The organism is Shimia sagamensis (genome assembly GCF_900182745.1).
Classification (GTDB): domain Bacteria; phylum Pseudomonadota; class Alphaproteobacteria; order Rhodobacterales; family Rhodobacteraceae; genus Shimia; species Shimia sagamensis.
In genome coordinates, this window is sequence record NZ_FXTY01000001.1 from 601,438 (window position 1) to 622,954 (window position 21,517).

At 52.9% G+C, this 21,517-nt stretch carries 14 protein-coding genes; 11 read left to right on the plus strand and 3 right to left on the minus strand.

Going from position 1 to position 21,517, the window contains the following annotated elements; all coding sequences use genetic code 11:
* Positions 1 to 51: 51 nt before the first annotated feature.
* Complete coding sequence (locus QOL67_RS02780; protein ID WP_283424412.1) at positions 52 to 1,080, plus strand: glycosyltransferase; 1,029 nt, start codon at positions 52 to 54, stop codon at positions 1,078 to 1,080.
* Here QOL67_RS02780 and QOL67_RS02785 read toward each other — a convergent pair.
* Positions 1,077 to 1,901 carry an ABC transporter permease gene (locus QOL67_RS02785; protein WP_430458929.1) on the minus strand — a complete coding sequence of 275 codons (825 nt, stop codon included), beginning with the start codon at positions 1,899 to 1,901 and terminating at the stop codon, positions 1,077 to 1,079. The genes QOL67_RS02780 and QOL67_RS02785 overlap by 4 nt on opposite strands.
* Before the next feature lie 520 nt (positions 1,902 to 2,421).
* On the opposite strand from QOL67_RS02785, the gene QOL67_RS02790 reads away from it, so the two are divergent.
* The 4 genes from QOL67_RS02790 (at position 2,422) to QOL67_RS02805 (ending at position 6,941) form a co-directional block, all read left to right on the plus strand.
* Positions 2,422 to 3,534, plus strand: a complete 1,113-nt coding sequence (locus tag QOL67_RS02790; protein ID WP_283424413.1) for a KpsE/RkpR family capsule polysaccharide export protein — start codon at positions 2,422 to 2,424, stop codon at positions 3,532 to 3,534.
* Positions 3,535 to 3,549: 15 nt separating this feature from the next.
* Positions 3,550 to 4,221, plus strand: coding sequence for an ABC transporter ATP-binding protein (locus QOL67_RS02795; RefSeq protein WP_283424414.1), 672 nt, complete (start codon positions 3,550 to 3,552; stop codon positions 4,219 to 4,221).
* A 108-nt stretch (positions 4,222 to 4,329) separates the two neighbouring features.
* On the plus strand, positions 4,330 to 5,439 hold the full coding sequence (locus QOL67_RS02800; protein WP_283424415.1) for a hypothetical protein: 1,110 nt from the start codon (positions 4,330 to 4,332) through the stop codon (positions 5,437 to 5,439).
* Entirely contained in the window at positions 5,436 to 6,941 is a 1,506-nt protein-coding gene (locus QOL67_RS02805) for a glycosyltransferase (RefSeq protein ID WP_283424416.1), read from the plus strand. Before QOL67_RS02800 ends, QOL67_RS02805 begins: the two co-directional genes overlap by 4 nt.
* A 9-nt stretch (positions 6,942 to 6,950) precedes the next feature.
* On the opposite strand, the gene QOL67_RS02810 is transcribed toward QOL67_RS02805, so the two are convergent.
* On the minus strand, positions 6,951 to 12,977 hold the full coding sequence (locus QOL67_RS02810; protein WP_283424417.1) for a glycosyltransferase: 6,027 nt from the start codon (positions 12,975 to 12,977) through the stop codon (positions 6,951 to 6,953).
* A gap of 267 nt (positions 12,978 to 13,244) precedes the next feature.
* On the opposite strand from QOL67_RS02810, the gene QOL67_RS02815 reads away from it, so the two are divergent.
* Together QOL67_RS02815 and glf are read left to right on the plus strand one after the other, a co-directional pair.
* Entirely contained in the window at positions 13,245 to 14,021 is a 777-nt protein-coding gene (locus tag QOL67_RS02815) for a hypothetical protein (RefSeq protein WP_283424418.1), read from the plus strand.
* 192 nt (positions 14,022 to 14,213) lie between these two features.
* On the plus strand, positions 14,214 to 15,335 hold the full coding sequence (gene glf / locus QOL67_RS02820) for a UDP-galactopyranose mutase (RefSeq protein ID WP_283424419.1): 1,122 nt from the start codon (positions 14,214 to 14,216) through the stop codon (positions 15,333 to 15,335).
* Positions 15,336 to 15,430: 95 nt separating this feature from the next.
* Here the strand turns inward: glf and QOL67_RS02825 are convergent, their stop codons facing one another.
* The gene (locus QOL67_RS02825) at positions 15,431 to 16,009 is read right to left on the minus strand and encodes a hypothetical protein (protein ID WP_283424420.1); all 579 of its coding nucleotides are present in this window, start codon (positions 16,007 to 16,009) and stop codon (positions 15,431 to 15,433) included.
* Positions 16,010 to 16,222: 213 nt separating this feature from the next.
* On the opposite strand from QOL67_RS02825, the gene QOL67_RS02830 reads away from it, so the two are divergent.
* From QOL67_RS02830 to QOL67_RS02845, 4 genes are all read left to right on the plus strand, one after another.
* Complete coding sequence (locus tag QOL67_RS02830) at positions 16,223 to 17,281, plus strand: hypothetical protein (protein ID WP_283424421.1); 1,059 nt, start codon at positions 16,223 to 16,225, stop codon at positions 17,279 to 17,281.
* Between the two features lie 60 nt (positions 17,282 to 17,341).
* Positions 17,342 to 18,145 (plus strand): O-fucosyltransferase family protein, encoded by an 804-nt coding sequence (locus QOL67_RS02835; RefSeq protein WP_283424422.1) that lies wholly within the window; start codon positions 17,342 to 17,344, stop codon positions 18,143 to 18,145.
* A 167-nt stretch (positions 18,146 to 18,312) separates the two neighbouring features.
* Positions 18,313 to 20,685, plus strand: a complete 2,373-nt coding sequence (locus QOL67_RS02840) for a glycosyltransferase (RefSeq protein WP_283424423.1) — start codon at positions 18,313 to 18,315, stop codon at positions 20,683 to 20,685.
* On the plus strand, positions 20,682 to 21,488 hold the full coding sequence (locus QOL67_RS02845; RefSeq protein WP_283424424.1) for a glycosyltransferase family 2 protein: 807 nt from the start codon (positions 20,682 to 20,684) through the stop codon (positions 21,486 to 21,488). The genes QOL67_RS02840 and QOL67_RS02845 overlap by 4 nt, the downstream gene beginning before the upstream one ends.
* Positions 21,489 to 21,517 lie beyond the last annotated feature (29 nt).

Genomic DNA, 21,517 nt, shown 5'->3' on the forward strand with positions numbered 1-21,517 from the left:
TCCGCAGCTTAGATTGACGCAGCCGGTTTGACAGCGCGCCCGGAAATTGGGATGTGTTCAGCCATATTGAAAAAGGTATTTTCTTTGCAGACCACGCAACCTCCAAAGCGGCTATTTGCCGTTGTTGTCACATTCAATCGCTTGGAAAAACTCAAGCAGACTGTCGCCCGGTTGCTTGAGTCCCCTACTCAGGACTTAGAAGGCGTGCTGGTTGTTAACAACGCCTCCACCGATGGCACGGATGTGTGGCTTGCGCAGCAAACCGATCCCCGGCTGATTGTGGCGCACATGACTGAAAACCGCGGTGGCGCTGGCGGGTTTGAACATGGGATGCGACTGATTACCGAAACACATGATCCCGATTGGATTGTTGTGATGGATGACGATGGTCGACCAACCTCCGACACCTTTGCCAAATTTCAAGCGATGGACGTGTCCGCCTGGGATGGGCTGGCGGCGGCGGTCTACTATCCGCATGGCGAGATTTGTGACATGAACCGCCCTTCTCGCAATCCATTTTGGCACAGGAAGGTGTTCTTAAATACGCTGCTTGGGCGTGGCGGACGGGATGGGTTTCATATCACGCCGGAAGATTATCAAGGACAGCCAAAACAGATCGATGTGTCATCCTTTGTAGGGCTATTTGTGTCCCGCGTGGCGGTGGCAAAGGTGGGCTATCCCGACGGGCGGCTGTTTGTTTACGGAGAAGACGGGCTTTATACGCTGGGCTTGAGCAAGGCCGGGGGCCAAATTGGGTTCATCCCAGACCTCAAATTTGAGCATGATTGCTCCACGTTTGGCGAAGACGACCTACGGTTTCGACCGCTGTGGAAAGTCTATTACTATCACCGCAACCTTTTGATGCTGTACCGCGAGGCAGCCGGCCTGTTTTTTGTGCCCCTGCTATTTTTGGTTCTGCCCAAGTGGCTGCTTAAAACCCGGCATCACAAAGGGGAGCAGCGGGTGTTCTTGAAACTGCTGCAACATGCGGTGGTCGACGGTTTGCTGCGCCGGACCTCGGTGCCCCACAAAACAGTATTGGACTGGGCAAAGGTGGCACCTGAGCAGTCAGAAATTTAGCTGTTCAGAATTTCCCGATGATATCGGACCAACAGAACTATCCCAAAAAACAGTGCGATCAGACCAAAGAATCCTACATATGCGAGGTCCACATTCTCCGCCCGGTAGGATGGATAAAATCCCGCGCGCATGGAAGAAATGGCGTGCGCAATTGGGTTGAGCCACATGATTTCTTGAACTCTCTCCGGGAAATCGTCGATCAAGAAAAAGATCCCCGACATAATAAAAAGAGGACGGGTGAGAATACTCCAGACTTGCTGCCAAACCGGAAACAACCCGGCGAGCGCACAGTTCAACACACCGACCCCCAATCCCAAAAGACACGTCATCCAAACGGCGTGCAGAATGGCCGTGAAATCCAAAACGGCGCGTGTGTCGGAGACCACCAGCACGCCACTGAGCAAACAAATCATAACAATCAAACCGGTCAGCCAGTTCAATAAGAACCGAGCCAAAACGGCATCCACCCAAGTCACGGCAGGATACATCAACAAGGATCGCGAAAACCTGAACGCCTGCATTATGTTGTTGGACAACGACATGTACAATGAAAATGGCAGCATCCCGGTTGCGTAAAACAAAAGAAAGCTGCTCCCAAGGGCCGGGGTCCGCATGACCAGCGAGAAGCCCACGGTTAGAATCATGATTCCACCCAACGGCTCAAGAAACGCCCAAATGTACCCGCCTGGAGACCGGCCGTAACGCGTGCCCATTTCTCGGAGGATCAAAGCAAAAGTAGCCCGAAACGTGCCAAATCGAGCTGCTCGTATTCGCGCGGGGCGCTGTGCCGGTGGAATAGGGGCGTTGTCAGAAGCGGACATAGGTGAGATTTCCAATGCTAGCGTTTCGGAAATAAAGTATGCTAAAAAAGATCCAGATTTCAATTATGCTTTGCAAAGGCACATAATGGCAGATGCATCCCAGGGGCAAGGTGCACCGAAAGCTGAAAAAAAATCTGTTTCTAAAGGTGATATTAACACACAGAAGCAGCCGACACCCAAGGCGGCGTCCAAACCCGCTGCCGCGGGTTCAGCATCAGGTAACCCCGAAAAGTTAAAAGTTGTGACAGGTAAAGGTGCCGGCAAAAACGGCTCTGCGGCTGGCCAAAATGCGCAGAAACCAAACGCTGGGCATGCGGGTGGCGGAAAAGCGCGAAACGCAAATGCCGACGCAGCCAACAAGAAGCCCCACGCAAAGAACACTACACCAAACAAAACGCCTCAAGCCCAGAGCGCAGAGACCCCGCAGCTACCCGTTCCTGCGCCCGCCCCCGCGCCTGTACCAAAGACGCCGGACCAACCTCGCAAGGTTCAGTCAAAACCTCCCGCCAAAGCTGCCCGTATGAGCCCCCGCCACTGGGTGATTGTCGCGTCTTTCTTCCTCATGGTAATTTTACCCATCGGCGGCGTTGTGGGCTACCTTTGGGGTGTCTCTAAAGATCAATTTGGCTCTGTGACAGGGTTTACCGTGCGCCAAGAAGAAAGCGCGGGCGCCCAAGAGATATTGGGAGGGCTTGCGCAATTGACCGGTGGCAACACCTCTGGTGATGGCGAAATTCTGTATCAGTTTATCCTTAGCCAGCGCATGGTACGCTTGGTCGAAGAGAGCGTTGGACTCCGTGCACATTACAGCCAATATTGGAAAGAAGACCCTGTTTTTTCCCTGTGGCCGGACGCAACAATTGAAGATCTAGAATGGTTTTGGACCCGGATTGTGCGTGTGTCCCTCGACAGCTCCTCCGGATTGATTGATGTGCAAGTGCGCGCCTTTGATCCGGAAACCGCAAATGCGATTTCATCTAGTATCGTGTCCTACAGTCAAGCCATGATCAACGCGCTCAACGATCAGGCGCGTGAAGACGCCATGCGCTATGCACGCGAAGACTTGGAAACCTCGGTTGACCGTCTGAAAATAGCTCGCGAGGCGCTAACGGCGTTTCGGACACGGACACGGATTGTCGACCCCGCTTCAGACCTACAAGGCCGCATGGGGGTCATGAGCAATTTGCAGCAACAACTGGCGGAAGCCTTGATTGAATACGATCTGCTAAAAGGCACCACCTCCCCCAACGATCCCCGCATCTCGCAAACCCAGAGGCGGATCACAGCCATTCAGGACCGCATCAAACTGGAGCGGGAAGCCTTTGCCACGGAATCCATCGAAACCGGCGCCGGGCAAGAGGACTATCCGGACCTGATTGCAGAATATGAGGGTCTGGTGGTTGACCGGGAGTTTGCCGAAGGCACCTATCGTGCAACCCTGTCCGCCGTTGACGTGGCACGGGCAAAAGCACAACGCCAAAGCCGGTATTTGGCCACTTTTGTCCCACCAACATTGGCAGAATCCAGCGAATATCCGAAACGCATAACGATGGCGGCGTTGGCAGCCCTGTGCCTGTTGCTGGTATGGTCTATTCTGACGCTGGTGTATTATTCCATTCGGGATCGCAGTTGAGGCAGGGCTGGGTCAATGATCCGAATTGAGAATCTCGTAAAAAGCTTTCGCGTTCGCGGACACAAAAAGATTGTGATCAACAATCTCAACATGGAGCTCCCCAGCGGACGCTCCCTGGCATTGTTGGGGCGCAATGGGGCGGGCAAGTCCACGTTGCTGCAAATCATTGCCGGAACATTACGGCCGGATACCGGCCACATCGAGAGTGATGGGTCGATCTCATGGCCTGTTGGATTTGCCGGATCCTTTCACGCCAACCTGACCGGCGTTCAAAATATTCGTTTTGTCGCGCGGGTCTATGGCGTGGACAGCGACGAGCTTTGTGAATTTGTGCGCGAGTTTGCGGAATTGGGAAATCACTTCTATATGCCTGTTCGCAGCTATTCCTCCGGTATGAAAGCGCGGCTCGCCTTTGGCGTTTCTATGGGCATTCATTTCGACACCTATCTGGTGGACGAAGTAACCGCCGTAGGTGATGCTGTGTTTCGGGCCAAAAGTCGCGAGCTTTTCAAAGACCGCATGCAAACTTCCAGCGCCATTTTGGTCAGCCACGATATGGGGCAGGTCAAAAATTTCTGTGACTCCGGTGTGCTGCTATCGGATGGGAAGCTTCAGTACTTTGAAGATGTTCATGAAGCTGTTGAGGCCCATTTGGAGCTGATGGCCCGACAACGTGCACAAAAATGAAACCGCCGTTTTCTCTGGCCTGGAGGCTTTCTTAGCCATTGCGTCCCAAGCCCAAACCCGTCCATGGTGTAGCACTTTCTGACACCAAATTTATATGCTGAATCGATCATGACTAAGACCATCTACATCCATATCGGCCACTACAAAACCGGCACCACGGCCCTGCAAGTCTTTATGAACAGCAACCGACAGGCCCTGAGAGACCTTGGCACCTTGTGGAACAAGGGTGTGGATTATCCAGAGCAGTTTTGCGATTTGGCAAAACACTCCAAACTGGCGTTTTCAATTTATCGGGAAGCCGGTGTGTCATCACTGATGTATGGGTTTCAAAACGATGTTCCTGCACAAACACGCTGGAACAACTTTTTTGACTATGTGCGTCAAAGCAAATGTCCTTCCGTGCTTATCAGCTCGGAAGAATTTATGCGTATGGGGGCCAACCCAGCAGCTACGCAATTGCTCAAGGACATCATTGCGCCCGTCAAAAATGAGTTTACCTTCAAGATCATCGCGTATTTGCGGCGACCAGACGCGCATTTGCGATCGTGGTACAACCAATTGGTCAAGCTCAGGCAGCCGGTACCGGATTTTAACAGCACCGTTTGCGACGTAATGGAACCGATCCATTATGATTACAGCCTTGCTTTAAAGCCCTGGATTGAGATGTTTGGGTCAAAATCTGTCATTGTGCGCCCCTACACGGAAGCGCTGCGTGAAAACCACGAGTTGTTTAGAGACTTTCTAGGAGTTTTGGGCATTCCATTTGACGGCAAAAATGCCAAGCGTTGGAATGTGCCGGGTGACAGAATCAATCTGCGTATGGAAGATCGTTTTCTAGAGCTGACTCGCATCACGCAGAACATGGGCATGAAGGCGGGGCGGCCAAAACAGTTACAGGAGCGCTTTGCCAAACTGCTGGACGACCATCAGCTCGAAAATAGAAGTTCCCAAAGTTTTGATCATGTTGTTGAGACGTCCCAACGCGCCATGGAAACTTTGAAGGCCAGCCAAAACACGGCGCCATTGGCAGCTCTTTTTGCGGATCACCTGCCAATTGCAGATGCGCCGGACAGAGCTGAAATGTTGAACCTCATACAATTGCTACTGCAGGAGAATGCCACGTTACGCAATCGACTGAACAAGCACACGCAAGAAGTGAACACCCGTTTGGACACAATCGAAAACCAACTTGGCACCAAAAAACCGGACTCTCAGTGAAGATACTTTACTACAATTGGGTCGATTACTTGGACTCCGAAAACCGCGGCGGCGGCGTTTCGATTTACCAACGTAACGTGATGGCGGAGCTGTCCCAGAGACCTGATGTTGAGGTCAGCTTTCTGACAGCCGGACTGTCGCATGATCTGCCTGCAAAGCAGCCTCGTTGGGAGCAGCTGGGGCATGGCAAAACCCGTGATCGACCCAACCACTATGAAATAGTCAATTCCGGTGTTTTGGCACCCGCGCACCATTGTTTTGGGGACCAAGCGCAGGTCAACCACAGTGCAACACAAGCAGCGTTTTTTGATTTCATCGAACAAACCGGCCCTTATGACGTGATCCATTTCAACAACATTGAAGGGCTGCCGGTTTCCGCTTTGGCCCTCAAGGAGAAATGGCCAAACACCAAGGTTATTCTCTCTTTGCACAACTACTACCCCTTCTGTCCGCAGGTGAATTTTTGGTACCAAGAGAAAGAATCCTGCAGCGACTTTGCAGACGGGCGAAAATGCGCAGACTGTTTGACCGGTGGGCATGATCCACATCACATCAAACTGGCAAACGGATTGGCCTATCGTCTAAAGAAACGTGGCTTAGAACCTGGCAGCCGTGGATTTCGATATAGCTTTGTCTGGATCATGCGGCTTGGGCGACGCGCCGTTGGTCTGCAAAAACAGCTGAAACAGCTGATCAAGCCAAAAACAGGCACAACACCCGTGCTGAATCAAGACAGCGCCCAGGTTGCCGGAGCGTTTGCAACCCGGCGTGCAGAGATGGTGGAGAGCATCAATCAAAATTGCGATTTGGTGCTCTGTGTGTCCGATGCGGTTCGGAAAATTGCGGTTCAATACGGATTGCGGCCCGAAACGTGCACAACCAGCTACATCGGCACCCAGCAGGCGGAGGCCTTTTCCCGAACTCCCCCGCGAAAGCGGCTATTGCGTGAGGATGGCACATTCACGTTGGGTTTCTTGGGATACATGCGGCGCGACAAAGGGTTCATGTTTCTTCTCGAGGCGTTGGAGGCGCTTCCGGAAGAGTTGGCAACCCGGGTCCGTTTTACCGCCGCTGCCAGACAGGGCGACGCGGAAACCATGGCACGGTTAGGCAAGCTTGGTGATCGACTTGCGGAGCTGACACATGTGGATGGGTATTCCCACGATGATCTGGAGGCACTTTTGGCGGGCATTGATGTTGGAGTGGTTCCAGTGCTTTGGCACGACAACCTACCGCAGGTCGCCATTGAGTTACACAGCCGTCATATCCCGCTGCTGACCGCGGATTTGGGCGGCGCGCAGGAACTGGCAAACTGCCCCGACATGGTGTTTCCGGCGGGAGATGTTCAGGCATTTTGCGCTCGGATCGCCGCAATTCTGAATGGCGAGATCGATATGGACGCCTACTGGCGGTCCGCGCGGGCACCAACCACGATGGACACCCACATTCGTGAGCTGCTGACCCACTACGCTGCAAATCAAGACTCTAAACGGACACCCTAGCGACACATCTCACTTTGGCGTTGTCTGAGAGCCAAAAATCTTTTGCGCGAAGGGCGTGTCTGCCCAATGCGCAGACAGGTCCGGATCGTAGATCACACTGCGCCCTTCAGAGGCCAACGCCAGGTATTTCTGGTACTCCTCGGCGTCATTGAAGTGCTGACGGCGGGCGACCTCTGTTTGCGCTTTGCGCCGGAAATCCGCGTTGTATTTGAAATGCGCAAAAATCAATTCACGGTCAGCCAAACGCGCGTCTCCAACATAGTGCAAACCTGCGGACAAACGCATCCAAGGTTGGTACCGCATCAAGGCCAGTTTCTGCGCCACAAATAGATTGGGGCGTGAGCCAGGGATTAGGCGGTGCCGCAAGGCGCTGGTCCAGGTTGGACGATCCGAAAACGGCCCAAAAACAGGCAGATTGGACAGGAAAGGCACACGGTCACAATAGCCGGCCTCGTCAAATGGATTCCCAGTAAAGCGCGCATCCTCAAGCGGGCCTTTGGGATACATATCTAACATAAACAACCGGACAGCCTCAGCCTTCGCGAAGTCAGGCTCAGAAAGCAATTCCGGCAATGTCTGGGTCTGATTTTCTTGCCACACAAGCAGCTCATCCGCATCTGCAACAATGCTCCACTTGTCGACCCTGTATTCCGCCAGAAGTGCCTGCTGCCAAGCGACGCCGTAGTGAGACAGCTTATAGTCGGTATCCACAGAAAAGACGGAGACGTCTGGCTGTTCAGCGAGATATTCCAACGTTCCGTCATCAGAGGCATTGTCCGCGATCAGGAACGCGCCAACACCCAACTTGCGATAGTGCTTTAGAAATTGCGGCAGCATGAACATTTCATTTCGCATGCAAGCCACCAGCGCGACCTCCGCGTGACGGGCCTCGTGCAATCGTGCTTCTGGCGACACCAACTCCAACGCATTGCTTTGGTAGCCCAGGCGCACTTTTTGATAGCTGGGCCAAATCTTTTTGGGCGTCAGCTCAAACTTGTTCAGCCTGGCAACAGCTTCCTGCTGACCATCCGTTGTATCCATGTGCACCAGATGTACGGGCGCTGATTTGCTGCTGTTAAAACCATTCTGCCATGACGGCACAGGAATGCCATCGCCATGCGCACGGCGGCGCACGGTTACGGAATAGTCCTCATCCACCACAGAAATGCCGCTCATGGCCAACAAATCTCCCAGCAACTTGTCCTCCATAAAGGACACTTGGATTAGCTGCTGACCGGCCGACGTTTGCGCCGCGATCAAAGCCGCCGACATGGCTTTGCGACTGAGTGCATAACCAGACCCACCGTCTGCATAAGTGGACGGTTCCGGCGATTTGTCGAGGTCCATACGGCCGCGTTGCGTCGTGGATTTTTGCTGATGCCAAATCCGATCGAGTTGGCCGACTCCCCGTGTGAGCCGACGACCGTAGTAGTCAAATTTCCGGTAATTCAGGGATTGAAAAAACAATGGGGCGTTGAAAAAGCAATCATCATCCACTTTCACCATATGGGCAAAATCAGTGGAGTTGTGCACCCATTCAATGGCCGCGAGGGTTTTTAGTGGAAGCCCTTCGTAGTCGTCCGGCGCATCCAGATGCAGCACATCTCCGTGACGCTGGCCATCCCCGTCACCAACAATCACGACATAGGGCACGCCCAGAGCCTGCAGAAGGCGCAACCAGCCATCACGCAGTACCGGAATGCGCGAATTCAGGTAAGGTTTGCAGGAGAACACAGTGACGATTGTGTCATAAAGCGGTGATCCGGAAAGCGCGCCCTCCTTGGCGGGAACCGGCAAGGTCTTCCCCTTGGCTCCCCCCAACAGCAAGCGCTCCAACTCGTGGGCCACATCCTGGCTGTGCCCACTTCGAAGGAGAGCGGCTAGCGTCATCTGGACCGGAGTGCTGAACATAATAGCCTGCTGATCAGCCTGTCCCAGAGATGCAATTTGTGTGCGAACCCAATGCACCACGGTTGCCACATGAGGCTGATTTTGACGTGTCCTGCCAAAACAAGTGATCAGAATGACGCCTAATGCAATGCCCAGAAAGTGGGATCGACGGTCGCCAAGAACGCCACAACGACGCAGGAGAGACTCCAGATTTTCTGGATCGACGACCTCTTCTGGATTGGAGAGCACGCGGGCAATGTCTGCCGCAACTGTCCTCTGCTCCGTAGGAAAAGGCGCCCGGGACAAGTTTTGCAGCAATTGCGGACCCCGATGCGCAACCAATTCCGCCAGAGAGGCCTCAGGTGTCGCTGCGCCCGGAGCCGCCATGAACCGTAAGGCTGCCAACGCAGGATCTTTATGTGCCTGCTGCAAAGTCGCCAAATCAAGGGAAGTGTTTTGGGGCAGCGGAACCCCTGCGGAACCAAACACCTCACGCCGGACTCTGGGCGCATCCGGACAGTTCACATTGTCAAAAAACATAAGCGCCACATGGGCCGCCTGTGGATCATGTGCGTGAGATTGGATTTTGTCGTATTGGGTTTTTGCCGTTTGCAACTCTGAGGCCATTGGAGCGTCATTGCGATCTGTTAAAAGCTCCCAAAACAGGCGGGACAGCCCGTAATTGCGCGCACAAAAGTGCAACACGCGGCGCCTCTGTCGTTCTGGCAACACATCATGTTGACCCGCCAAGTCCACAGCTGCCAAAGTCAGCTCCCGGCAATGTGCCCGCTCCCAATAGTTTGGCGTCCGCCTTGATATGAATGCCTCAAAGAGAAACAACAGATGTGCACGGTGCCTGCTGGACATTGTCTGCGAGCGAAGTGCCTGTCGAACTACCCAAGCGATGGACGTGGTGGATATCCAATCCTGCCTCGGCTTCACCAACGATCTGAATGTCGCCAGCAAGGCCTCCATGTCGCCCTGCAAAAACAAGAATGGCAAGACAACCGAATCGTGCCAAGACTGCCCAATTGGCACAAACGACCGCACGCCCGCGGATTTTGCCAAGGCAAAGAACGACGCAAAATCCTGGTCGTCACGCGCAAAAAACTCGCCCAGCGTGAGATAAACATGTTGCACAGCAAAGGCTGACACCGGCAGGTGCGCCACAATTTCCAGGGGCGGTTTTCCACTGTTGTCGGCCAGATTTGCGGCCAGCTCTGCCAAAGCAGCGTCAATTTCCCGAGTGATCGGGTCCGGCCCGGCGGCAGGGTTGATAGATGTCAGAGGTGCGCCTTGTCCTAAGCCCACACCGGTGTCAGCACCAAGCAAAAAGGCGTCCAACCCGAAATGCGAGGCGAGGGTTTGCACTGTGTTTTGTTCAGACCTGTTTAGTAAAGGATATAGACGGGCGTGAACGATGTGCTCCAACACGGTCAGCACCAACGTTGTGTCTGCACAAGAGAGCTCGCGGGCCAACAGCGTTTTTATATGCCCAACCAAATCGACCTGCGACAGAACCAAAGGCGCGCCAACAGGGTGCCCGTCGATGTTTTCGAGTTGAAGGTGCAAGGAAGCGTCCGTGCCTTCCGGCAAGGTGGTCCAAAGGCGGGCTGGCAGCAGAGCCCTAACTCCAGGCTGCTGTGGCAAACTCTCCAGCGCGGTCACAGGAAGCAAGGATCCGGAAGTGAGGTCTCTAATGTGAAGCCCGTCAGAAGCGTGTGCGGCTTGCAATGTCAGCCTTGGGTCAAGAGACAGATCCGACACTGGAGGCTTGGGAAGAATTTCTAAGGGACGGATGTCCCCTTGCGGCTCGATTAAGGTGAGACCCAGCCCTTCTGCGTCAGGTTTGTGAAACTGGGTGTCCACCGTCACAGTGCAAAACTCTTGACCGTCCAAGACGAGATGCACGGTGTGGGCCTCAATTACGATGCGTACGGTCAGGATCGATGCTGCAAAAGCAAAAGGCCATGATCGTTCCTTGCCCCAACCATCGTTGTCTTGATGGTTGAAAACAATGCAGCACTCCTCCGGGCGAAACGAAAAATGTACCGGAACGGTCAGGCCGTCAGCCGCCAGAAAGTTCAAATTGGCATACGCTTTTTGTGAAAAGTCAGCGATACAAGTGAATACACTGTGCGATGCAGCCGGGAAAAACCATAGCGTGCTGTTTTCATCTCTGGCGCGCAGAACATCTACCCGCGCGTCCAGTTGTTTTTGCTGGGTGAGGAGCGATCGGGACCGCGGCCGGCCAAATGATCTTGCCAATCGCCCGACTGGGTCAAAGATCTTTTCCAGACTTATAACATGCGGATGGTCAAAACTGGCTTCCTTAGGAGTGTTGCCAAGCAGGCCACGGCGGGCAGCGGCCCACACCAAGCCAATATCCTTTTGCAAAGCTTTTCGCCCGCCTCTAAGTGACTGCTCCCTTTGGAAAGCGCGGCCGAATAACCGTCGCTGCCATCCTTTGGGCAGGCGATGTTTGGCAGCGTCCGGCAAGGCCCGAACCAAAGCATCATGCTCTTTTCCAATAACGCTGACAGGCTCATTGTCTGGCGCTGGAAATGAGATCGACATTCCAGCCCAGGGTTCATACACCACACGAGGCGCCAGCACCGCCGCACCAATCTGCAAGGCCCATCCGGTCCGAGGCGACTTGGTAAGTGTCAGCTTGTGATTGATCAGAAAAGAGCGATCAAACATACGTGCGGACAGCTCGGGCAACAGCGACAGTGCCGCAACGCCATCCATTGACAACAGCCCTTTGACGAGAGGTTGGTTGCTGAAAGCCCCCAGATCAGAAAAACCGGTGCAATAACCGGGCGCTGTGTCAGAGCAATGGCTGGGTGTCGCATAAGCCGTCAATCCCACTTGGGCATCCTGGCGCAACATTAGCTCAACCATCTGAAACAGTGAGGCAGGCTTAAGTTCAACGCCAGGTCGCAGGATGCAGACAAAGCGCCCTCTAATCTCTAGCCACAGCCGCTCGGGCAACAGCCGTCCCAGATCTAACACCCGCAGGTTTGGGTGTAGTTTCTCCAGTGTTTGCGCCACGGGCGTGGATCGGCACAGAAGAACAACCTCCAATCCCGGACCAATCAGTTGGGCAAGACTGTCCAGTGTGGTTTGAAGATCTGCCGATGGCGTAGAGCTGCATTCGATGCACACTGACAGGGGCAAATCACCGGCCATCTCCACCCCCCAACTGAGCGCTGTGTCGCTGTCCCAGTCGGTGGCATACGTCAGGCCTTCACGTTGAAGAAACTGTGCCGACTCTGCGGCAAACCGAGCACGCCGAGCGGGGTGCCGTAGGCTCAAGCTGCGTTCAAAAAGCAAACGGCTGGCAATCTGCTCATAGGCCTCGCCCGCGCCGTCAAAGGGCCCCAGTTCCATAATGCCACGCAAACGTCGCAACACGTCCATTTGTTCAAACACACGATCGCTATCAGATGTGGTGATTTGCCCCTCCCGTCCCTGCGTTTGCCAATAGAGCGGACGCGGGAGATGCAAAAGATGATCGGTCTGGGCGGCGGCCCGCTCAAAGAAGCTGTGATCCTCAAACCAGGTGCCTTCATCAAACCGCAAACCGTCGATCAAGCTGCGCCGATACAGCTTATTCCAGGCAGAGGGAAAATGGCGGACCACCTGTTGCCACTCTTCGAAAGGATAGCGACGTGGCACAGAGGATTCGTGAAATGCCGATGCGTCATGGATGGCAGAATGCACCGAATAGTTGCCGTCCGCATGGCAGCTCTTCACTGCACAAGCGACCCAGTCACCGTTTGTAGTCTCTAAAACGCTGTAAAGCGCTTCGAGGAATTCTGGGGCAATGCGATCGTCACTGTCGACGAACGAAATGACCTCCGCTTTTGCGAGGTCCAGACCGGTGTTTCGGGCCCCGGAGAGACCTTTGTTGGGCTGTGTAACAAAATGAAAGCGCGCGTCGGTTTCACAAAACGCAGCCGCCAAACTGCCACTTTCGTCCGTGGAGCCATCATCCACCACGATAACCTCAAAATCTGTCCAAGACTGCGCTTGGATGCTGTGCAGGCAAGCAACCACATGGTCAGACACGTTAAAGACCGGGACAATGACCGAAATCGCCGGGGTCTTTTGTTGAGATTTTCTTGATGAGAGAGCGGGCATAAAATCTATTAGGTGCAAGAAAGGTATATGTGTTGTTCCTTACCACGAAGGCTGGGTAAAGGGGGGCTGTTCATTTTCTAGGAAAAATTCCGGTTCACACGGGATCGATGCACGAGAATTGTGAGTGGGACTTTACCCATAACGCGACAACAAGGGGCGGATACTGCTTTTGAATGTCGAGGTGACTATGTATACGTAGTCAAACACTTTTTTGGTAATCGCAAATGGCGCCACATTGCGAACCAGTAGAGCAGAGAAAGTTGCGACATGAGTACCCCTTTTGTCATCTGGACGATGCAACGCACCGGCGGGACAACATTGACAACTCTTTTGAAGAGTTTTTCTGAGTATCCCAGCCTGCAGCATGAGCCATTCAATGTGGAACGCAAACTTGGGTGGATCCTGCAAAACTGGGGCGCAAATCGGGACACAGCAAAGATGCAATCTGACATCTCTGCTGCGCTATCAGATCGCCCGATCATCAAGCATTGTTACGAGCTGGTACCGGAAGCGCTGAACCTAGCACTTATGAAGGCCACGTCAGAGTTGGGCTATCGACACATCATTTTGGACCGACGTGCGGAAGACTTACGCATTCTCTCATTGGAACTGGCGAAACAGACAGGTGCCTGGGGAAAAACTGCGGCAGAAGATGTATATCGAGACATTAAATCTGGGGAGAAGACTCTCGCACCTCTCAGCTTACAGCAGGCACTGGACCACCTAGACCGTTGCCATACAAGAAGATTATCGCTCGCCAAGCAAATGAAGGAGAGTGGTTTGTCACCGCTCGTTGTCCATTTTGAGGATGTCTATACTGACCCGATTGCAGGGAAAAAGCGCGTCCGGGAGATCCTGAGTTTTGTGGAGCTCAACCCGCTTGATTTCCAAAATGGCCGCCAGAGAGTTGCCAAAGCACTTAGGACTCAAGGTCAAAATACGGAGAGCATCATGGACCTCCTGCCCAACTTGAGTGTGGTCAAAGACAAGTTGCAAACTGCACAAAAAAGTCAGTCCTTCAACTTTGAGACCTGTTTCCTCTGATCGATCCTAAAACGGGCTCCTGCAAGCTATTACTAACTCGTCGCGATTTCACCAGGGACCAAGTTGCTTGCTGCGGACGATACAGCATTGGTTTGATTTGTCTTTGCTGCACTTTTTTCTCAAGAGGAATTGTCTCACATTTCAGGACCTCTTAGAGCTAAAGTACATTTTGAGCAGAGATTGGATCTATTTATGAACATCGTCGTTGTAGGAGCCGGATTTTCGGGAGCCGTCATTGGACGCTGTTTGGCGGAGGCGGAGTTTAAGGTCACGGTCCTCGACAGTCGGGATCACCCTGCGGGCAATTGCCATACGGAACGGTGCCAAGAAACTGGCGTGATGGTCCACACTTATGGACCACATATCTTTCACACCGACAACCAGCGTGTCTGGGATTATGTCACCAGTTTTGGGGAATTTATGCCCTATCGCAATCAGGTGAAATCAACCGTTGGCGCCGCAGTGTACTCCTTGCCAATCAACCTTCACACCATCAATCAGTTCTTCGGCAAGACCTTTGATCCACAACAGGCCCGCGCCTTTATTGAGACAACGCAGGCGGACACTAGCATAGCCGACCCGCAGAACTTCGAAGAACAAGCCTTGCGGTTTGTCGGCCCCGCGCTTTATGAGGCATTTTTTAAAGGATATACTGAAAAGCAATGGGGCTGCGCGCCTTCCGAGCTGCCGGCGTCTATCCTCAAGCGCCTGCCGCTGCGCTTCAACTACAACGACAATTATTTCGCGCATCAGTATCAGGGCATCCCGAAAGACGGGTACACCGCTCTGATCGAAAACATCCTAGATCACCCCGGAATCGATGTGCAGCTGAGCACACCGTACACACGCGCCCATGCCGAGCACGCTGAGCATGTTTTTTGGTCCGGGCCCTTGGATGGGTACTTTGGCGAAAAGTTGGGTCGGTTGGGGTATCGCACACTCGATTTTGAGCGTTTTACCAAGACCGGGGACTGGCAGGGGTGCGCTGTGATGAACTACGGCGATCCGGATGTTCCCTTTACACGCATCACCGAACACAAACATTTTGCCCCTTGGGAAGAGCACGAAGGCACGGTGTGTTACCGCGAGTACTCCCGCAGCTGCGGTCCCAATGATATTCCCTACTACCCCATTCGTTTGGTGCAAGAAAAAGCACTTCTGTCGCACTATGAAGCCTTGGCTGAAGCCGAAGAAGGCGTCACATTTGTGGGGCGCCTGGGCACCTACCGCTACCTGGATATGGACGTGACTATCGCTGAGGCGATGACCCATGCCGAAACGTTTCTTGCGAAGCACGGCGCCGCGGCAAGCTAGGGTGTGAGACGCATAAGGAGCGTGATCACCCCACAGCCAGAAGGTTACACATTAAGCGTGCAAATTTCTCGGAGATGTAGACCCCCATACGCGCGTTAGCCTGCATAGCTGGAGAGCGTGGGCACTTTGGCGATCTCACCCTCACCGTCGGGCAACACAAACAGACGCAGGTCGTGAAGTGTCACATCAAAACTTGAAGACGGCAGCGCAACAACAAGTGTGTGGTAGCCTTCTTCCCCTGCCACGGCGTCTACATGTGACACTTTGTGAAGCACGGTTTGAATGCTGCGTTTTGCGGAGCCAACAAGCTTTTCCGTCAAAGGGGTGTCAGTAATGCTTTCCCCTCGGGACGTGCGAATAAACAATGGGAATGTCAGGCCGTCAGCGCCGGACACGTCCGCAACTACCCCAATCAAATCACCCACCGACGTGCTGCCATGCTCAAGCGCAACATTAAATGAGTTCCACTGTGGTTTCCCACTTATTTGAGCACGCAGCTCAAACAGCTGGCCGTCTTTGGATGTGACCTGCAGGTCCAATTCCTTGACCCTATCATCCCAGCTGAAATATGCCCCTGGAACAATATGCCCTTCGTTTTCTATAGGGGTAGACAGGGAGGTATCACGCAATTGCGCCATCACTTCGCTGGCACGCACTTCAATCGAATATGCCATAACCTCAGAAATCTCCAAAAAATTCTCTTACCAAATATAGCCTTTCAGGCCTAACCCGACTATTGAACGGATAACCATACGATTGTCGAGGCTGAGGCATGAGATTCATGGATTTTCTCCCATCTCTGCTAACCACTAGACGAAAATTCATCGATGTGGTTTCAATTTGAGAAACTGGCTGAAAAGCCTCCGCAAATATTTTAGGATAAATAGATGTCCGCCAAGTCAGTTACGAACCCAAATGCGTTAAGCTCAGAGAACAAGACCGTGTCGATTATTTTTGATGCGGATATGCGCCTCTTTGGCACGGCCTACGCCAAAGCCCTCCAGGAAACATCAAACTCTTTAGACGTCCGAGCAATAGAAGGGCTCGCAACAGGGCTCCCCGAGTGCAAAGATGGTCATGTTGTGGTTTTGGTTCCACCATTTGAATACATCGTGGCGTCGTCTCTCTCAAAAGGCAATTCGCCAGAAGATGCTCTCGCGGAGTGGACCCGCTACGCCACTATGCTGGTCAAAAGACACCGATATTATCCTAGTCGCACAACTTTCTTGGATTCCCGGTTCCAAAGCCTTGCGCCAAAGAAGATCTTAAAACTGCTCCAAGACGTATTGCAGATTAAGCTATCGCTCCCCAAAACGACCGTCGCCTTTGATGCCCCGCGTATTGATCCACTGTATGAATTGGTCGCTCTTGGCATGCTACAACGCGATACTCATGCTGAAAAACTCCGTGCTCTTGTTGTGGGCGCGAGCGACCAGGACACCACGAAAACTTGGCAAGACAAAGGTGCGAACCTGATTGCCGAGCGCAATATTCTGCAAGAAGCGTTGGACATTGCGCAAACCCAAATTGCCGCGCCAACAGGCGAACAAGGTTCGACTTCACCCCGTGAACTTCAACTGGAAGAAGAACGCAGTCTGCTTTGCGAGGATATCACACAGATGCAGCAGCGCCTGGAACGTGAAGTCGCGAACGTGAGGATGCTACAGTTGTCCAAGGATGCTGCGGAAAGGCACTTGGAAAAAATGGCAAACCAAATTCAATTGCGCGAGGTTGTTCTCGGCAAGGCTCTCTTGGCCGAGGGAAGGCGCCACGACTCCATTTTAACCTCCCTGCGGGAGGAGCAGGCAGATCTGCTTGGAAAACGCGATCAACTCGAACACGAGGTCGCCGAGCGTCAGGAGGAGCTACAACGCGTGTATGCTTCGAAGTCTTGGCGTGTCACTGAGCCGATCCGCGCTTTGCGTCGATCATCGTCAGACTCCTGATCCCCTGTGGCTTGGGTTTTCATTGATGCACAACATGGCCTGTGCAATCGCCTTCGTGCCATGGCTTCAGCAGCGTCAATAGCGCAGAATACCGGGCGTGAGCTTGCCGTCATTTGGCGACAAGACGAGCATTGTCAATGTCGGCTACGCGACCTGATCGACTATGATGGCGTTCTGATAGAAGACGACAACGCTGACCTCATGCGGCGGTATGCAGCCGTTGAATACAACTATATGGAAGTCGAACCAAATTCCTGTTTTGCAGCGCCAATCCTTGAGGATGCGGAACGATACGAGGGTCAAGATATCTACGTCCGATCCGCCTATTCGCTGCAAGGTCCACACGTAGATTTTAACGATGAACAGAGTTTTCTTCGCCAATTGGAAGTCGCGTCGCCCGTGCAAGACCTGATCGCCCAAGTGCGTCACCCCAATCAGCTGGCAGCACACATCCGCGCTATGTCTGCCGTGGATTTTGAACACCTGCCCTATGAAGCAGCCGCAAACTGGCCCACGGAGCGCCACACAGAACTCATGGAATGGCGCAGGAAAAGTCAGCCCGCACGGTTTATGGATCGAATCGATCAGATTTTCGAACAAGGCGATGCGCAGACATTTTTTGTAGCTGCGGATCATCCCGACACTTACGCAAGTTTGCACACACGGTACGGAGACCGAATGGTCTGTTTGAAACGGGACCTTTTTGACCGCTCTCCACGGCAATTGCAGTATGCTCTGGCTGACCTTATATTGTTGACGGCGGCTGACCGTTTTCTGGCCAGCACCTACAGCTCATTTTCTGATATTGCCCAGCGTCTTGCGCCTTGGGGACGACCAATTGAGAAGAGTGGAATCGACTTCTAAAGTACACTGCAAACCGCCCAACACCCAAACACACACCTGTAATCCGCGCACCCGTAACCCAAAACCAATAATCTGGCGCACATTTTTTTCTCCACCTTGTCGCATGCAAAATGCTAGTGTATCGACGCTTCAGATTTAAGTTTTTGTCTTTTTATGATGGTACTAAAATGGATCAATTTGACCCAAGCCTGTTTTCCGTTGTCCACCGGTCACTTTTCGACCTCTACAAACGCAGTGGATTGCCGGATCAGACTCCAAGTGATGAAGAACTACGAAACGCATTAAGCAATCTGCACAAAAGTGTCTATTCTTCCAAATGCCAGCAGTCCAAAAGCTGCTTTGAGCGTTACGTAAAGTTGCTATCAGTGTCTCGACAGGACAGTGGCTTGTCAGCTGAATACAACTTGCAGAAACCTCTCAGAGAAAAGAAACGAACGTTTGTGGAGGGCGCAAGTGATCAACCTGATCAGCGCATTCTTGTAAGCGGGATTGGTCGCTCAGGCACCACCATGATCTACCAACAATTGGCGAAGCTTCTTCAAATTGATGGTAAGGAGCGGATCAATTTCCGTTATGAACCCTATTTGTGGAGCATCCGCAGCGGAACGACCAAAGGCAACGCATTTGGTATGGAGCAACTTCATCAGTTTGGCCTGCATACCCACCTTGAGACTCCACTTCTCCTGAATGAAAAAAGTGCCCTGCACGACAGCTTCTTAGACAGTTTATTTGCAGGGCCAAGCGATCGTGACCCTGAACAAGGGCCGGACGCCTGCCTCACCAAAGTTATTCGCGGGTCCGGTCGACTAGGCAGCTATATTGATCGGTTTCCTGATCTAAAAGTGGTGGCTTGCCTCCGCAATCCGTTTGACACAATCAACTCTAGTCTTGGCATGTTCTCGTTCTTTGGCGAAGAGTTCCATGAGAATGATCGGGAACGCTTCCTTGCCGAGCTGAACGCACGAGGATTGCCCACAGAGCACCTGTCACTTGACTCGCCGCGCTCCATTGAATGGAGTGCCGCATGGTGGCAAACTTTTACGGCTGAAACTTTGGCCGTTGCCCGTCAATACCCGGACAATGTTTTTCTGTTTTGCTACGAAGACTTTAGCCGCGACGGCGCGCGCGTCATGCAAAACCTCCAGGATTTTGTCGGCATTCAAAACGATGGTATTGCCATGGGGCTCAGCAAACCTGCGGGCCCCTCAATCAAGGCTACCAGCTTGAATGCTTGGGATGTCGCCTACCTGCAGGATTGCCACGCTTTCTACGAAGAAGAAGTTCTCCGCCCCTTGCTGGGGGGAACCGGCGTGACCGAGCAACGCCAAGCTATTGCCAAGAAATACGCGCAAGGCAAGTTTTCATTCCCGATTGCAGGTGCCGACCTCGGCCGTCGCGCGCCTATCCAGCTGCGCGGAATGATGTTGCATGATGGCAAAAGCCCGTTCCTGACGCTTGCCAAGAGCGCCCGGACGCCCATCGATTTGCCAGCCTTGATTAACACATACGCAAGTGAGGATCAGCTGACGCCAACAGCACAGACACTCGAAACCGATCTGCGCGCTTTGAAAAAGGGCAAACGATTTGGCGCCGTGATCACTTGTCACAACAATTCGACCACAATTGTTGGGGCCGTCTTATCCTGCTTGAACCAGACCGTGCCTTATGATCGCATCATTGTTGTGGATGACTGTTCGACAGACGATTCAAAAACCAAACTGGCCGTTTTGGAAGAAATGTACAGTGCGCTCCAAGTCATTCCGCTTGAAAGCTCTCTTGGTCCGTCCGGTGCTCGCCATATTGGTATTTCGCGCCTGGACACCGACTACTGGACTCAGTTGGATGGTGATGATCTGTTTTGGCCCACCAAAAACCAAGCAGAAATTGTTGCCATAGATGGCGACGACAACGCCATCGCATTTAGCGATATTCTGTTGGTTAACCCGAACAATACTTCGTTGCAGCCTACAAAGACTTATGACGGAAAACACCCAAATGCGTTTGAGTGTTTGCTGTCGAGGATTGTGCAAATACCACGCGATATGACCATGTCCAAAGAATTATACTTCCGTGCCGGCGGATATAATCTCGTTGGGCATCTCTATGAGGATTGGGATTTCAAGTTGCGTCTTGCCGCCTTGACTAACAGTGAGTGGCGTCATTCAAAGAGCCAAATCGGTACGGTTTACAATCGGTTGACACCGGGCCTTTCTGGAGTGGATGCAGGCCTGCACGCCCGTGCTCTTGTTTTATACTTCTTTAAGGCACTTGGGCATCATTGCCCCGCGCCCGGGGCGGTTCTTGATCATTTTGAGAAGGCCGTTGCCCCGTTCCAGGACCGCCATATCGTGACCGAAGCCCGCAAATGGCTGAAAGCCGCAGTGGGTACCAACAGCTTTGATCCCAAGCCTTTCTCTGACCTTGCTACGTCTCGAGACACACACACAGCAAGCAACACCACACTCGCCGAAACTTTTCAAAAACGGGCGCAGTCTCTGATCGGCGGCCACAAAAAAGAAACTCTGGAGGTGGCACGGTGACCAAGTTTTCCATTATCACGGTTGTCTGGAATGACTGCGTGGGCGCGACCAGGACAATGCAAAGTGTGTTTTCTCAAACGTATCAAAACTACGAGGTAATTGTTCAGGACGGAGCGTCAACGGATGGGACATCTGAGATGCTGAGGTCCTTTGGCAACTGGATCGATTCACTGGTCATCGAAGAGGACGGTGGCATCTATGATGCCATGAATCGGGCCACAATGCGGGCAACAGGCGATTACCTCGTATTCATGAACGCCGCCGACTATTTTATTAACCCAAAGGTTCTGGAAGACGTTGCCGCAGCGATTAATCCAGACGAAGATGATATCTTTACTGGTCAAGCTTTTCGCGATGAAGATGGCGGCCTGCATAGGTACCGCCCACTTGAACAATTCTGGGCCGGGTCTACGCTTGACCACCAAGCCAGCTTTATTCGCCGCGAATTGATGCAAGACCTGAAGTATGACGAGCGCTACAAAATTGCAGGGGATTTGCACTTCTTCACCCGTGCGCGCCTACAGGGTGCAAGATACCGGTCCGAAGATTTACCAATTGTCCGGAAGCCTTTCTCCGTTGGAGCGTCCACAAGTTTTGTCAGCCGCATCAATGATCGGCTTAACATGCTCGACGAGGCCTGGGGAGACAGCTATCCAGTGCGCGACACGATCACCAAAGAGATGCGTCACTATGCGGCAAAAACCTTTGATGTTTCGGTCGACCGGTTCGCCGATATGCCAATTGAGGAAATGCTTAAGCTGTTCGAAACTTGGGAAAAACGGCTGCAGGCTCTCGCTGCATAACTCATCCAGTACATTTATGGCCTCAATTC